At 70.1% G+C, this 15,243-nt stretch carries 13 protein-coding genes; 9 read left to right on the top strand and 4 right to left on the bottom strand.

The genetic code is table 11. The features are described 5' to 3' along the window. Positions 1-403: 403 nt before the first annotated feature. Entirely contained in the window at positions 404-1,648 is a 1,245-nt protein-coding gene (locus tag NQU54_RS38675; protein ID WP_257635068.1) for a hypothetical protein, read from the bottom strand. A 557-nt stretch (positions 1,649-2,205) separates the two neighbouring features. Between NQU54_RS38675 and NQU54_RS38670 the strand changes: the two genes are divergently transcribed. From NQU54_RS38670 to NQU54_RS38650, 5 genes are all read left to right on the top strand, one after another. After that, positions 2,206-3,210: an ABC transporter permease gene (locus NQU54_RS38670; RefSeq protein ID WP_257635067.1), complete on the top strand. Its 1,005-nt coding sequence runs from the start codon at positions 2,206-2,208 to the stop codon at positions 3,208-3,210. A 70-nt stretch (positions 3,211-3,280) separates the two neighbouring features. Continuing rightward, positions 3,281-5,083: an ABC transporter substrate-binding protein gene (locus tag NQU54_RS38665; protein WP_257635066.1), complete on the top strand. Its 1,803-nt coding sequence runs from the start codon at positions 3,281-3,283 to the stop codon at positions 5,081-5,083. 85 nt (positions 5,084-5,168) lie between these two features. Next, entirely contained in the window at positions 5,169-6,146 is a 978-nt protein-coding gene (locus NQU54_RS38660) for an ABC transporter permease (RefSeq protein ID WP_069864362.1), read from the top strand. Positions 6,147-6,168: 22 nt separating this feature from the next. Continuing rightward, positions 6,169-7,236 (top strand): ABC transporter ATP-binding protein, encoded by a 1,068-nt coding sequence (locus NQU54_RS38655; RefSeq protein WP_257635065.1) that lies wholly within the window; start codon positions 6,169-6,171, stop codon positions 7,234-7,236. Between the two features lie 26 nt (positions 7,237-7,262). Next, positions 7,263-8,390, top strand: coding sequence for an ABC transporter ATP-binding protein (locus NQU54_RS38650; protein WP_257635064.1), 1,128 nt, complete (start codon positions 7,263-7,265; stop codon positions 8,388-8,390). A gap of 55 nt (positions 8,391-8,445) precedes the next feature. Here the strand turns inward: NQU54_RS38650 and NQU54_RS38645 are convergent, their stop codons facing one another. Next, positions 8,446-9,228 carry a GNAT family N-acetyltransferase gene (locus tag NQU54_RS38645; RefSeq protein WP_257635063.1) on the bottom strand — a complete coding sequence of 261 codons (783 nt, stop codon included), beginning with the start codon at positions 9,226-9,228 and terminating at the stop codon, positions 8,446-8,448. Positions 9,229-9,408: 180 nt separating this feature from the next. Between NQU54_RS38645 and NQU54_RS38640 the strand changes: the two genes are divergently transcribed. After that, entirely contained in the window at positions 9,409-9,738 is a 330-nt protein-coding gene (locus NQU54_RS38640; protein ID WP_257635062.1) for a hypothetical protein, read from the top strand. Here NQU54_RS38640 and NQU54_RS38635 read toward each other — a convergent pair. Continuing rightward, the gene (locus tag NQU54_RS38635; protein ID WP_257635061.1) at positions 9,713-9,910 is read right to left on the bottom strand and encodes a hypothetical protein; all 198 of its coding nucleotides are present in this window, start codon (positions 9,908-9,910) and stop codon (positions 9,713-9,715) included. The genes NQU54_RS38640 and NQU54_RS38635 overlap by 26 nt on opposite strands. A gap of 99 nt (positions 9,911-10,009) precedes the next feature. Then, entirely contained in the window at positions 10,010-11,134 is a 1,125-nt protein-coding gene (locus NQU54_RS38630; RefSeq protein ID WP_257635060.1) for an epoxide hydrolase family protein, read from the bottom strand. A gap of 540 nt (positions 11,135-11,674) precedes the next feature. Between NQU54_RS38630 and NQU54_RS38625 the strand changes: the two genes are divergently transcribed. The 3 genes from NQU54_RS38625 to NQU54_RS38615 are packed head-to-tail and all read left to right on the top strand — an operon-like array spanning position 11,675 to position 15,227. Then, positions 11,675-13,276: a peptide ABC transporter substrate-binding protein gene (locus NQU54_RS38625; RefSeq protein WP_372506237.1), complete on the top strand. Its 1,602-nt coding sequence runs from the start codon at positions 11,675-11,677 to the stop codon at positions 13,274-13,276. A gap of 3 nt (positions 13,277-13,279) precedes the next feature. After that, positions 13,280-14,203 carry an ABC transporter permease gene (locus tag NQU54_RS38620; RefSeq protein WP_069864373.1) on the top strand — a complete coding sequence of 308 codons (924 nt, stop codon included), beginning with the start codon at positions 13,280-13,282 and terminating at the stop codon, positions 14,201-14,203. Beyond that, positions 14,196-15,227 (top strand): ABC transporter permease, encoded by a 1,032-nt coding sequence (locus NQU54_RS38615; protein ID WP_099014879.1) that lies wholly within the window; start codon positions 14,196-14,198, stop codon positions 15,225-15,227. The genes NQU54_RS38620 and NQU54_RS38615 overlap by 8 nt, the downstream gene beginning before the upstream one ends. Positions 15,228-15,243: the final 16 nt, after the last annotated feature.

Genomic DNA, 15,243 nt, shown 5'->3' with positions numbered 1-15,243 from the left:
GACCCCCGCTGATCCGCTCAGGCGCTGCGCCGGGGGCGCCCCTGGTCTGCCGTCGATCGTCCGCGGCGCCGCCGTGGCTGGTCGCGCCCACGCGGCGGAGCCGCACATCGGCACAGCCCCGCGCCCCTTCGGGGCGCCACCGCACCGCCGCCGACCCCCGCTGATCCGCTCAGGCGCTGCGCCGGGAGTGCCCAGGCATGCCGTCGATCGTCCGCCGCGCCGCCGTGGCTGGTCGCGCAGTTCCCCGCGCCCCTTCGGGGCGCCGTCGTGGCTGGTCGCGCCCGCGCGGCGGAGCCGCATATCGACACAGCCCCGCGCCCCTTCGGGGCGCCACCGCACCGCCGCCGGCTTTCGCTGGTCCGCCGAGCTCGCCCGCGCTCCCCAGGGTCACGCCGAACCCCCGTCACCAGCCCGGTGGGGGTGCGGGAGGTGTGGAGGGGGGCGGGGGCGCGGTGGGTGGGGGCCCGGGTGGTGGGGGCACCAGCGGCGGGGGGCTGGGCGGGGGCGGGCCGTAGCCACCGCTGCCGTACCCTCCGCCGCCGTAACCCCCGTCGCCATAACCTCCGGAGCCTCCGGCCCCGTAGCCCCCGGGCCCCTGGCCGCCGTAGCCGCCGCCGTAGCCCCCGGGCCCTTGGGCGTCGAAGCCTCCTGGTCCCTGGCCGCCGTAGGCGGCGTACGTCGGGGCGCCGCCGATGCCTCCGAGGGCCTCGGTGTCCTCCTCCACGCTCAGCCGCGCCAGCGCGATCAGGGCGATCAGCCCGGCGACCGCCTCGAAGAAGCCGGTGAGCACGCTGAGCACGCCCACCGTGGGCAGATCGCTGAGGTGGTCCACATAGTCCAGCTTGATGTAGAGCGATGCCTCGCTGATCCCCGTGGCCATGACGAGCGCCGCCGCCGTCATCCCCAGCGGGCGCGCCAGCGGGGCGCGTGCGAGCGCGGCGGCCGTGGCGGCCAGGCAGAGCGCGACCGCCGCCCACGCGGTCCAGGCTCCGGGCGCCGAGAGCAGGGTGGGCAGCGTGTGCTTGCCGGTGAGCAGGTACTTGTAGATCTCCCAGCCGCGCTCCTGGGCCCAGTAGATCTGCCAGGCGGCGATGACGGCCCCGACGGCGCCCAGGAACAGCGCGCCGATGACCGCCGCCCCGGGCGAGGGGCGGCCCGGCGGCCGGTCGGCGGGCGACACGGGCCGGCCGGGCGGAGCCAGGTCGGCGGGGCGGCGGGCGGCGGCGACCACGGCCAGCAGCAGCCCGGCGAGCACCACCTGCGCCCACGCGCTGAGGTTCGCCCGGGTCTTCAGATCGCCGGGGATGCCCTGGAGCCAGTCGGAGTTCAGGTTCCAGAGGCTGGGCAGACGCACCGCCACGGTGACGACCGCGACCGAGCCGAGCGCACCCGCGGCGGCCGGTGAGCGCAGGGCGGTGAGCCCGACGACCGCGTAGACCAGCAGCAGCACCAGGTCGAGCAGGGAGGAGCCGAAGATCCCTCCGGTGGCCCGGAACGGCAGCCCCGCCCAGGTCCACCACAGATGGCTCGATTCATCGGCCTTGCCCAGATCGCGGATGATCCACGCCAGCGAGATCAGCCCGAGGACCGCGCAGACGAGCGCCCCGAAGAGGCGCCCTCCGCTGTTGAGTATCCGTCCCTGCCCCATAGCCGTAGGTCTCCCCCGCCTCGTACCCGGGGCAACCGTCACGAGCCGAAGAAAAATACGGACCACGGAAGAAAAGGGAAGAAAAATGCGGATGGTGACCGTCCGGAGACCACCGGGAGACACGACGGTCCGGTGACCGCCACGGGACGCGCCCGCCGGGGCCGCCGGGGGTGCGACCGGCCGGGGCGACATGGCGCGTCCCGGCCGGTCTACGGCACCCGCACGGCCGTACGCAGTTCAGCCTGGCGCGTCCGTATATCGGTGTTGCGACAGTGAAGTTGCCTGTGTGTTAACGCGTTTCCTGCCCATAGTCCATGCTTTGTCGCCCATGGGGGATCTCTGTCAAGCACGCCCGGACCTCGATCTGCCAAATCTTCGCTCAAGACTCGAATGAGGGGCACATCCACCCTCCCCGGCCCCTTGACTGGGCCGTTCCCCGGTTGCGAAAGTCCGCTCAACCCGACACGCATGCACCACCCTGGCGAGCGGGCGGCGACATGACGCGCATAGATGACGCGAGTTGACGGTGTGACACCAGTGCGGGGGGACGCTACGCGATGACGAGTCCATCCCAGACCGGCGTGGTCGAGAAGACCGCACCGGGCGCGGAGGGCGGGGCACCGGCCGGGCTGGCGCCCCGTCAGCTGATGTGGCGGCGCTTCAAACGCGACCGCACCGGTGTCATCTCCGCGTGCGTGGTGGTCTTCTTCTTCGCCGTCGCCGTGCTGGCGCCGGTGATCTCCGCGCTGTACGGCAAGGATCCGTACACCACCTACGGTCTGGACCGCCCCGAGCTGCTGGATCCCCTGACGGGCTATCCGATGAAGCCCAACGGGGGTATCGACGGCGAGTTCTGGTTCGGCATCGAGCCCAAACTGGGCCGCGATGTGCTGACCCAGCTGGTCTACGGCATCCGCACCTCGCTGCTGATCGGGCTGGCCGCGACCGTGCTGTCCACGCTCACCGGCATCGTGATCGGCGTGGTGGCGGGCTATATGGGCGGCCGTACCGACTACTTCCTCGGCCGGCTCATCGATCTGCTGCTCTCCTTTCCGCAGCAGCTGTTCTTCGTCGCCTTCATGCCGGTGGTCACCGCGCTGTTCGTGAGCCCGCAGAAGGAGACACCCACGTATTTCCGGGTGACGGCCCTGGTGATGGTGTTGTGGCTGCTGGGCTGGATGCAGCTGGCCCGGCTGCTGCGGGGCCAGGTGCTGTCCCTGAGGGAGCGTGAGTTCGTCGAGGCGGCCAAGGTGACCGGCGCATCGCCGTGGCGGATCGTCCGCAAGGAGCTGCTGCCCAACCTCGTCACACCCATCCTGGTGCAGTCCACGCTGATGCTGCCGAACTTCGTGACGACCGAGGCGGCGCTGTCCTTCCTCGGCGTGGGCGTGGTGGAGCCGACCCCCGACTGGGGCCGGATGTTCGCCAAGGGCGCCAACTTCTACGAGGGCGACATCACCTACATGTTCTTCCCCGGCATCGCCATGGTGGTCTTCGTGGTCGCCTTCAACCTGCTCGGGGACTCGGTCCGGGACGCGATGGACCCGAAGACCACGCGGTGACCGGGGGGCCGGCCGGCCCAAGACAGTGAACGGCAAGTGTTCCGTCCGATGAGGCAGGTGCAGTGGCAACGTGAACATCGAAGAACGGTCGAAGAACAGTCGCAGAGCCCGTACCTACGCCGTCGCCCTGGCCGCGGGGGCCCTGGCGCTCGCGGGATGCAGCAGCGGAGGCGGCGGCTCGGACCCCAAGGATTCGAACGAGCCCAAGATGGAGTCCCAGGACATCACCCTCGGTACCGCGGCCGACTCCACCGGCCCGGCCAAGGACCTGGCGGGCGCGAAGAAGGGCGGCACCGTCACGGTGCTCCAGCGGGACGCCTTCGAGCATCTGGACCCGGGGCAGATCTATGTCAGCGATGAGCTGATCATGCAGACGCTCTACAACCGGACGCTGACGAACTACCAGTTCGACGACAAGACGGGCAAGGCCAAGCTGGTCGGCGACCTCGCCACCGACACCGGCAAGTCCTCCGACGGGGGCCGCACCTGGACGTACACCCTCAAGGCCGGGCTGAAGTACGAGGACGGCTCGCCCATCACCTCCAAGGACGTCCGGCAGGCCGTCGAGCGGCTCTACGCGCCCTATCAGACGAACGGGCCGACCTACCTCCAGCAGTGGCTCTCCGGTGAGGGCCAGAAGTACCGCAAGGCGCTTCCGGACGGCCCCTACAAGGGCAAGCACCTCCCCAAGTCGGTGCTGGACACCCCGGACGACAAGACCGTCGTCTTCCACTTCGACCAGCCGCGCGCCGAGGTGCCGTTCGCGGTCGCCATGCCGAACATCGGCGCGGTGCCGCCGGGCAAGGACACCAAGGAGAAGTACGACAAGGCGCCGCTGGCCTCCGGTCCGTACAAGATCCGGAACTTCAAGCCGGGCAAGGGCATCCAGTTCGTCAAGAACGACCAGTGGGACCCCAAGACCGACTCGATACGCCATCAGTACGTGAACACCTTCGACGTCTCCTTCGGCCACCAGTGGGTGGACTCCACCCGCCGGCTCCAGGCCGACAAGGGCGCCGACCGGAACGGGATGACGTGGACCAACGTGGTCGACCCGTCGCAGATCTCCACGGTCCTCAAGGACAAGGAGGCGATGTCCCGGTCGCTGACCGAAACGCAGCCCTATGTGGATGTCGTATCGATCAACACCGATCGGATCAAGGACAAGAAGGTGCGCGAGGCGATCGCCTGGGCCTTCCCCAGCGGTCAGTACCTCCAGCAGTTCGGCGGCCCCAAGGCCGGTGAGATCGGCGGCGGGCTGGTCGGCCCCACGCTCAAGGGCTACGACCCCTCGTTCGACCCGTTCCAGAAGAAGAAGTACCCCGGCGGCAACGCCAAGAAGGCCAGGGAGCTGCTGAAGGAGGCGGGCAAGGAGAACTACGAGCTCGTCTACGCCTACGGCAACGGCGACACCCACCAGGACGCCTCGGTGGTCGTCGAGCGGGCCCTGGAGCGGGCCGGGTTCAAGGTCGAGAAGAAGGAGATCGACCAGTCGACCTATTACACCCAGATCGGAAAGGTCAAGAACAAGTACGACCTGTACCGGTCCTCATGGGGTGCCGACTGGCCGTCCGCCTCGACCGTGGTCCCGCCGCTGTACGACGGCAAGAACGTCTACGACGACTCCGCGAACTACTCGCACCTCAACGTCCCGTCGGTCAATGCCGAGATCGGCAAGGTCGCCAAGGTCAGCGATCTGAGCCGGGCCACCTCGGAGTGGATCAAGCTCAGCGAGAAGATCCTCAGCGATGAGATCCCCGCCGTCCCGACCTTCTACAACCGGCTGTTCACCCTCTGGGGCTCGGGCATCGGCGGAGTGAAGTTCAACTCGGTCTACGGCGCCGTGGACCCGACGGCCGTCTTCATCAAGTAGCCGCGGCCGTACCCAGGCCGCGCAGAGCCCGGCCGCGTCCGCACCGGCGGACGCGGCCGGGACCTAGCGGAAGATCACCGACGTCATGTTCAGATTCCTCGCCCGCCGGTCCCTCGGCGCGATCGTGATCCTGATCCTGATCAGCGCGATCACGTTCTTCCTCTTCTTCGCCCTGCCCGCCGAACCGGCCCGGCTCGCCTGCGGCAAGAACTGCGACCCCACCTCGCTCGCGATGATCAACAAGAATCTGGGCCTGGACCAGCCGGTGCCGGTCCAGTACTGGAAGTTCATGGTGGGGATCTTCGCCGGGCGGGACTTCGCCGTGGGGCACTGCGACGCCCCCTGCTTCGGCTACTCCTTCGTCAGCCAGGAGCCGGTCTGGGGCACCATCGTCGACCGCTTCCCCACCACCCTCTCGCTCGCTCTCGGCGGCGCCGCCGTCTTCCTGGTCTGCGGGATCGGCATCGGCATGATCGCGGCGTGGCGGCGCGGCACCTGGATCGACAAGTTCTTCAGCTCGCTGTCGCTGCTCGGCGCCTCGATGCAGATCTACTTCGTCGGGGTGCTCGCACTGGCCTGGTTCGTCAGCGGCCTGGGGATCATGGACCAGCCCGCCTACTACCCTTTCACCGACAATCCGGCGAAGTGGTTCAGCGGAATGCTGCTGCCCTGGGTGGTGCTCTCGCTGATCTTCATGGCCAACTACAGCCGGATGACCCGCTCCCAGATGGTCGAGCAGCTGCAAGAGGACCATGTCCGTACGGCGAGGGCCAAGGGGCTCTCCAGCCGTACGGTCTTCTTCCGCTACGCCTGGCGCGGCGCCATCGCCCCCATCATCACCATCTTCGGCATCGACCTCGGATCGCTCCTCGGCGGGGCCATGGTCACCGAGTACACCTTCACCCTGCACGGCATCGGACGGCTGGCGGTGGAATCCGTCCAGCTCACCGATCTGCCGATGCTGATGGGGGTGATGCTGGTCAGCTCGGCGGCCATCGTGGTGTTCAACATCCTGGTCGACGCCGCCTACGCCTTCATCGACCCGCGCGTGCGCCTCGCCTGACAGACCCGGAGCTGCTGCCGAGATGACCACACTCACCAAGCCCGACGACGGCGCGACGCCCCCCGAGGCCGGCCCCGGCGCCTTCCTGTCCGTACGCGATCTGTATGTCCGCTTCGCCACCGAGGACGGGACCGTCAAGGCCGTCGACGGCCTCTCCTTCGACCTCGAACGCGGCCGTACGCTCGGCATCGTGGGCGAGTCCGGCTCCGGCAAGTCCGTCACCAACCTCACCGTGCTGGGCCTGCACGACCCGCGCACCACCACCGTCAGCGGCGAGATCCTGCTGGACGGGCAGGAGCTGACCGGGGCGCCCGAGCGCACCCTGGAGCGGCTGCGCGGCAACACCATGGCGATGATCTTCCAGGATCCGCTGACCGCCCTGTCGCCGTACTACACGGTGGGCCGCCAGATCGCCGAGCCGTACCGCAAACACACCGGCGCCTCCAAGAGCGAGGCCCGCTCCCGGGCCATCGAGATGCTGGAGAAGGTCGGCATACCCAACCCGCGGCTGCGGGTGGACGACTATCCGCACCAGTTCTCCGGCGGGATGCGGCAGCGCGCGATGATCGCCATGTCGCTGGTCTGCGACCCCGATCTGCTGATCGCCGACGAGCCGACCACCGCCCTCGACGTCACCGTCCAGGCCCAGATCCTGGATCTGCTGAGGGACCTCCAGCAGGAGTTCGGCTCCGCGATCATCCTCATCACCCATGACCTGGGCGTGGTCGCCAACACCGCCGACGATCTGCTGGTGATGTACGCGGGCCGGGCCGTGGAGCGCGGTACGGTCCGCGAGGTGCTGCGCGCGCCCCAGCACCCCTACACCTGGGGGCTGCTGGGCTCCATGCCGCGGCTGTCCTCCGATGTGGACGAGCCGCTGAGCCCCATACCCGGCTCCCCGCCGAGCCTGCTCAGCCCGCCGCCGGGCTGCCCCTTCCATCCGCGGTGCCGCTACACCGACCAGGTGGCGGGGGACCGCTGCGCCACCGAGCGGCCCGTGCTCCCGGACGGCCGCGGCGCCGCCTGCCATCTGGGCGCCGAGCGGAAACAGACCCTCTTCACCGAGCAGATCAAGCCCCGGCTGGGCTAGGGACCAGGGCTTAGGAGCGCTGACGCATGAGCATCGAGTCGGGCACACCCGAACCCCTCCTGGTCACCGAGAAGCTGACCAAACACTTCCCGATCATGGGCGGCTTTCCGTTCAAGCGGAAGGTCGGGGCCGTACAGGCGGTGGACGGGGTCGATCTGACCGTGCACGCCGGGGAGAGCTTCGGGCTGGTCGGCGAGTCCGGCTGCGGCAAGTCCACCACGGGCCGGCTGCTGACCCGGCTGCTGGAGCCCACCGGCGGGACGATCACCTACCGGGGCCGGGACATCACCCACGCGGGCCGCAAGGAGCTCGCCCCGATCCGCTCCGAGATCCAGATGATCTTCCAGGATCCGTACTCCTCGCTGAACCCACGGCAGACCGTCGGGGCCATCATCTCCGGCCCCATGGAGATCAACGGCATCGATCCGCCGGGCGGCCGCGAGGCCCGGGTGCGCGAGCTGCTGGAGATCGTGGGCCTCAACCCCGAGCACTACAACCGCTTCCCGCACGAGTTCTCCGGCGGCCAGCGCCAGCGCATCGGCGTGGCCCGCGCGCTCGCCCTCGAACCCAAGCTGATCGTCGCCGACGAGCCGGTCTCGGCGCTGGACGTCTCCATCCAGGCGCAGGTCGTCAACCTGCTCCAGAAACTCCAGCGGGAGCTGGGCATCGCCTTCCTCTTCATCGCCCATGACCTCGCCGTCGTACGCCACTTCTCGCAGCGCGTGGCCGTGATGTACCTGGGCAAGGTCGTCGAGGTGGGCGACCGCGACGCCATCTACCGCCGCCCCCGCCACCCGTACACCCACGCCCTGCTGTCCGCCGTGCCGGACGCGGCGGTGGTGATGGCCGAGGACACCGAGGACGACCCGGACTCCCTCCGCCGCGAACGCATCCGGCTCGCCGGGGACGTCCCCTCCCCCATCAACCCGCCCTCCGGCTGCCGCTTCCGCACCCGCTGCTGGAAGGCCCAGGACAAGTGCGCGCGGGAGGAGCCGCCGCTGATCCGCCTGGACGGCAACGGCGAGGGCCACCTCGCCGCCTGCCACTTCCCCGAGGACCCGACCCTCGAGGCCCGCGAGGAGGACGTCGTCCTGGACCCGGCGCTGATCGCGGCGGAGTCGGGTACGGAGGCGCCTCCGCGCAAGGAGCCGTAAGGGGCCGTAACGGACCGGGCCGGGGCCTCAGAACTCGGAGCCCAGAACCCAGAACTCAGAACCGCGAGAAGGAATGCGCACGCCCGACGGCGGTGAACCCGCGGCGGCCGTACCAGCGCAGCGGCCAGTCGTCCTGGTCGGCGACGAGGAACCGCAGCGCGCACCCCGCGGCGGCCGCGCGGCGCAGCGCGGCGGTCAGGGCCGCGTCGGCGTAGCCGCGGCGCAGATACGGCTCGGCGGTCGCCACCTCCTCGATCTGGGCGATCCCGGCGGCGGGCTCCAGATACAGATCGGCCCAGGAGGCGATCTCGCCGCTGTCGTCGTGGGCGGCGAGGAAGAGCACCTCCTCGGCCCCGGCCCGCCGGGCCGTGCGCCGCTCCACGAGGTCGTGCACGGTCCGCTCGTCCGCGTCCGGCATCCACCGCCGCTGCTGCGCCGTCAGAGCCCGCCGCAGCGGCCCGTACGGATCCGGCCCCAGGTCCCGCTCCACCACATCGGCCGCGGCGGCCTCCGGCACCGGCCCGGTGTGGACCATCAGCACCTCGGTGACATGGCTGTACCCGGCCCGTTCGAGCGCGGGCGCACAGAGCGGCCCCAGGGTCTCGTCGTGGACCGTGATCCGACGGTGCGGCAGGAAGGCCATGGCCTCATCGGCGAGCGCGGGCAGCCCCTCGGGGTCGGCGGGCCCGACGATATGCAGCTGATTGTGCTCATGCGACCGCGCGTACTCCCGGTGCAGCACCAGAAATCCCCCCGGCACCTCCCGCACCTCACCGGCCTGCCGCCGGGCGAAGGAGAGCCGGAAGTCCCGGGCACGCTGAAGGTCGTTCCGCGGCATTTCGCGATCATAAGCGAACCCACACCGCCGCCGTCGAGGCGGCCCCGCGGGCCTGGGCGGCCTCGGCGGCCGGGGTTCGCGCGCGCCAGTGGGCCACCCACAATCTGTCCATCCCCACGTTCGGATGAACCACCCTCAGAGGGCAGCTGGAACGGGCAGTGCGCCTGCATGATCGCCGTTATGAGCCTCGAACGTGTCACGATCACGATCCCGGGTGAGACCCCCCTGAGCGCCGCCGAGGAAGCGGCGAATCGCGAGGGCATGAGCGTCTCGGCCTGGCTCTCGCGCGCGGCAGAGCGCGCTGCCAAGATCGAGGCAGGGCTGATCGCGGCGGAAGAGGTGCTGACGGAGACCGGTCCGCCCACCGCCGAGGCGCGGGCGTGGGTGGACGCGTTCATGGACACGGTCACGAGGCCGGTCGAGGACGACGGCCGCGGCACCGGCGATCACGTGGCGGGTCCGGGCCCGGCGTCGACCCCCCTCACTACCCTCCCCACACCATGTTGCTGAAGGCCACGAACAGTACGAGGCCCATCCCCACACCCTGCACGGTCTTGCCCCAGCCGGGCATGGACTCGCCCCTCTTGGACGCGGAGCGCTGCGCGGAGAAGGCGAACGCGAAGGCGATGAGGGCGAGGGGGCCGAACACGATGGACAGCCAGTCGACTTGCACAGGGGTCATGGCGGAACTTCCTTGCTTTCACCTCGGCTACGGGCGGCCCATCATGCGCCGTACCGTCCGGGACCCCTCCCGGCGAGGGCTCGCCGGTACCGGCCCCGGTCAGCGCAGGTCGCGGAAGAACGTCCGTACGTCGTCCACCAGCAGATCCGGGACTTCCATCGCCGCGAAGTGGCCGCCCGTCTCGAACTCCGACCAGTGGGTGATCGCATGCCAGGGTTCGGCGAGGCGGCGGATCGCGGTGTCGCCCCGGAAGACCGCGACGCCGGTGGGGACGCCGGAGCGCTCGGGGGGTGTGCCCCAGACCGAGGCGGCCTCCTTGTAGAGGCGGGCGGAGGTGCCCGCCGTATTGGTGAACCAGTACAGGGAGACGTTGGTCAGGACCGCGTCGCGGTCGAGGGCCCCGGGTTTGTCGCCGTGGGCGGCGAACCAGTCCACGTTCCAGGCCAGTTGGCCCACGGGCGAGTCGGCGAGGCCGTAGGAGAGGGTCTGCGGGCGGGTGCCCTGGATGACGGCGTAGCCGGACAGCTCGCGGTGCCAGCGTTGGCTCCCGGCCAGCCGGGAGCGCTCCGCCGGGGTCAGGTCCGCCGGCCCGGCCGGGTCGGCCGAGCCGACGGTCACCAGCGCGTTGACGTGCACGCCGACGACCCGGGACGGTGCCACCCGGGCCACCTCGGGGGAGATCAGCGAGCCGAAGTCGCCGCCCTGTGTGCCGTAGCGCTCGTATCCCAGGCGCCGCATCAGCTCCGTCCACGCGGTGGCGATACGGCTGATGCCCCAGCCGGGCTCGCGGGGCGGGGCGGAGAAGGCGAAGCCGGGGAGGGACGGGATGACGACGTGGAAGGCGTCGGCCGGGTCGCCGCCGTGGCCGCGCGGATCGGTCAGCGGTCCGATGACCTCGGTGAACTCCGCGAACGAACCGGGCCAGCCATGGGTGATCAGCAGCGGCAGGGCAGCCGGCTCGGGCGAGCGGACATGGAGGAAGTGCGTCCGCTGCCCGTCGATCTCCGTCGTGAACTGGGGAAACGCGTTCAGCCGCGCCTCCCGCGCCCGCCAGTCGAACCCGGTGGCCCAGTACGCGGCCAGCTCGCGGACGTGATCGAGCGATGCCCCGTCGGACCAGCCGGCGCCCGGGAGCCGCTCCGGCCAGCGGGTGCGTTCCAGGCGTTGCCGCAGATCGTCGAGGTCGGGCTGGGGGACGTCGATACGGAAGGGATGGATCTCCATGGCCCGCACGGTAGGGGAGGTCGCGGACGGGGAGCGTCCGCGACCCGCGGCGACCGCGTGGCGCGCCGCGTGGCACTCCTCGTGGCGCGCCGCGTGGCACTCCTCGTGGCGCGCCACGCGGGAAACGCCCTGCGTGCCCTTGTGCGGCGGGTGGCCCCGGAGGCTGGTGTGAATGGATTGAATACTCGGTAACGGGGGCTTGAATCAGGTCTGTTGATACGGGAGAGTGCTCCAGAAAGCGCTTGCCGAGCGAGGGACGCACCGCTCGGCTCGCGCTTCACCAACCTCCCTCGCCTCCGGCCCCGCCGCCACGGACAGCGGCCATCGACGTGCGCCGCCGCCCCGGCGGATGTCAGATGGGCCTTAGGCGGATCTTGAACCGGATCCTCGGGAGGCGCCGTGCGTCGCGAAGCCCCGTATCCCCAGCGTGCCCGGCGCACGCCCTCCCCCGTCGCCCTGCCCAGGACGGCCCCGACCAGGACCGCCCTGGCCGGAACGGCCTTGACCAGGACGGTCTTGACCAGGGCGGCCCTGAGAGCCGTGACAGCCGCGACAGCCCTCGTGGCCGTGACGGCCTTGACGGCCTGCGGCGGCGGGGACGGCGGTGCCGACGCCGGTGTCATCCGCTCCTCCTGGGGCGACCCGCCCAACCCGCTGGAGCCTGCCAACACCAACGACGTCCAGGGCGGCAAGGTCCTCGACATGATCTTCCGCGGGCTCAAGCGCTACGACCCGAAGACCGGCGAGGCCAAGAACGCGCTTGCGGAGCGGATCGAAAGCCCCGATCAGCGGAACTACACCGTCACCCTCAAGAAGGGCTGGCGGTTCGCCAACGGGGAGAAGGTCACCGCGGCGTCCTTCGTGAACGCCTGGAACTACGGCGCCCGGATCGACCACCAGCAGCGCAACGCCTACTTCTTCGAGTACATCGAGGGCTACGACAAGGTCCACCCCGCCACCGGCGGCGCCCCCACCGCCAAAACCCTCTCCGGGCTGCGGGTCAAGGACGATCGGACCTTCACCGTCCGGCTCACCCAGAAGTTCTCCACCTGGCCCAAGACCCTCGGCTACAACGCCTATGTGCCGCTGCCCCGGGCATTCTTCGAGGACCACGCCGGCTGGCTGCGCAAGCCCATCGGCAACGGCCCGTACCAGGTGCGGTCGTACACCAGGGGCTCGGTGATGAAGCTGCGCGCCTGGGGCGGCTACCCGGGCCCGGACAAGGCCCGTAACAAGGGCGTCGATCTGCGCGTCTACACCGACAGCAACACCGCCTACACCGATCTCCAGGCGGGCAATCTCGATCTGGTCGACGATGTCCCGGCGCAGCAGCTGAAGTTCGTCCGCTCCGACCTCGGCGACCGCTACATCAACCAGCCCGCCGGGATCATCCAGACCCTCACCTTCCCGATGTACGACCGCGCCTGGAGCGGCCCGGCCAAGGCCAGACTCCGCCGGGGCATCTCGATGGCGATCAACCGTGCGCAGATCACCGAGCGGATCTTCCACGGCACCCGCACCCCCGCGACCGACTGGACCTCCCCGGTCCTGCGCCACCAGGGCGGCTATCAGCAGGGGCTCTGCGGGGACGCCTGCCGCTACGACCCGGTCCGGGCCCGCAAGCTGATCAAGGCGGGCGGCGGGCTGCCCGGCGGCCGGATGACGATCACGTACAACGCGGACACCGGCTCCCACAAGGAGTGGGTGGACGCGGTCTGCAACAGCGTCAACACCGTGCTGCGCAACGACCGGGCCTGTGTCGGCAAACCGGTCGGCACCTTCGCCGACTACCGCAACAAGGTGGCGGGCAAGAAGATGACCGGGCCGTTCCGGGCCGGCTGGCAGATGGACTATCCGCTGATCCAGAACTTCCTCCAGCCGATGTACTACACCGGCGCCTCCTCCAACGACGGCCACTTCAGCGACACCGGCTTCGACCGGCTGGTGAATCAGGCCAACGCCGCCTCCGCCGACGGCCGGGCCATCGCCGGTTTCCGGGACGCGGAGAAGATCCTCGCCCAGCAGATGCCCGCCATTCCGCTGTGGTATCAGAACGGCAGCGCGGGCTATTCACAGCGGCTCAGCGAGGTGGCGCTCAATCAGTTCAGCGTGCCGGTCTACGCACGGATCAGGGTCGGCTGAGCCATGGGCCGCTACGCACTGCGACGCCTCGCGCAGATGATCCCGGTGTTCATCGGCTCCACCTTCCTGATCTTCTTCATGGTGTACGCGCTCGGCGACCCGGTCGCCGCGCTCTTCGGCGACAAGGCCCCCGACCCCGCCACCGCCGCCCGCATCCGCAAGGAGCTCTACCTGGATGAGCCGCTGTGGCGGCAGTACCTGCACTACATGGGGCAGATCTTCAGCGGGCACTTCGGTACGGCCTTCAACGGGCAGCCGGTGACCGAGCTCATGGCGAGCGCGTTCCCCGTGACCCTCCGGCTGACCGTGGTGGCGGTCGTCTTCGAGATGGCGCTGGGCATCACCCTGGGCGTCCTCAGCGGGCTGCGCCGCGGCCGCGGACTGGACACCTCGGTGCTGCTGCTCACCCTGGTCGTGGTCTCCGTCCCGACGTTCGTCAGCGGCACGGTGCTCCAGTATCTGTTCGGGGTGAGCTGGGGCTGGGCCAGACCTTCGGTCTCCCCGGAGGCGCCGCTGAACGAACTGCTGCTGCCCGGGGTGGTGCTGGGGCTGGTGTCGCTCGCGTTCACCACCCGCCTCACCCGTACCTCCATCGTGGAGAACGCCCGCGCCGACTACGTCCGCACCGCCGTCGCCAAGGGGCTGCCACGGCACCGGATCGTCACCCGCCATCTGCTGCGCAACTCGCTGATCCCGGTGGTGACGTTCATCGGCACGGACATCGGGGCGCTCATGGGCGGGGCGATCGTCACCGAGCGGATCTTCAACATCCATGGCGTGGGCTACCAGCTCTACCAGGGCATCCTGCGCCAGAACTCGCCGACCGTCGTCGGCTTCGTGACCATCCTGGTGATCGTCTTCCTGCTCGCCAATCTGCTCGTCGACCTCCTCTACGCCGTGCTCGACCCGAGGATCCGGTATGCCTGAGCCCTTTGACACGCGCTACGACATGACCGAGGCGATCGCACCGGCCGGCGGAGGTGGTGGCGGCGGTGCGGTGGACCCCGCCGCCTCCGGCCCGCAGGGCCTGAAGGACAGGCCACGGCGCCTCACCCTCCCCTGGCGCAAGGAGCCCGGCCGCCGCCTCGGCGGACCGGCCGCGCCCACCGGGCGGGGGCTGTGGTCGGACGCCTGGCACGACCTGCGCCGCAACCCCGTCTTCATCGTCTCCGCGCTGATCATTCTCTTCCTCGTCGTCATCGCGATCTGGCCACAGCTGATCGCGAGCGGCAACCCGTACCACGGCGATCTCGCCAGGGCGCAGGACGGCCCGGCCCCCGGCCACCCCTTCGGCTACGACCTCCAGGGCCGCGATGTCTACACCCGTACGGTCTACGGCGCCCGCGCCTCCATCACCGTCGGCATCTGCGCCACCCTCGGCGCGGCGCTGCTCGGCAGTGCGCTGGGCGGGCTCGCCGGGTACTTCGGCGGCTGGTGGGACGCGCTGCTCTCGCGGATCGCCGATGTCTTCTTCGGCATCCCGATCCTGCTGGGCGGGCTGGTCTTCCTGTCGGTGGTCACCAGCGGTTCGGTCTGGCCGGTGGTGGGCTTCATCGTGCTGCTTGGCTGGCCGCAGATCTCCCGGATCGCCCGCGGCTCGGTGGTGACCGTCAAGGAGCACGACTATGTGCAGGCGGCGCGGGCGCTCGGCGCGAGCAGCGGCCGGACGCTGCTGCGCCATATCGCGCCCAACGCGGTGGCCCCCGTGATCGTCGTCGCCACCATCGCGCTGGGCACCTACATCTCGCTGGAGGCCACGCTGTCGTTCCTGGGCGTGGGGCTCAAACCGCCCACCGTCTCCTGGGGGATCGACATCTCGTCCGCCGCCACCCAGATCCGCAACGCCCCGCACATGCTGCTGTGGCCCGCGGGGGCGCTGTCCATCACGGTGCTCGCGTTCATCATGCTCGGGGACGCGGTGCGGGACGCGCTCGACCCCAAGCTGCGATGACCCGGCCCGGAGCTGG

The organism is Streptomyces malaysiensis subsp. samsunensis (assembly GCF_024519315.1).
In the GTDB taxonomy this organism is placed as follows: Bacteria; Actinomycetota; Actinomycetes; order Streptomycetales; family Streptomycetaceae; genus Streptomyces; species Streptomyces malaysiensis.
Note: the sequence above shows the minus strand (reverse complement) of the source record. Positions and strands in the feature narration are given on the sequence as shown.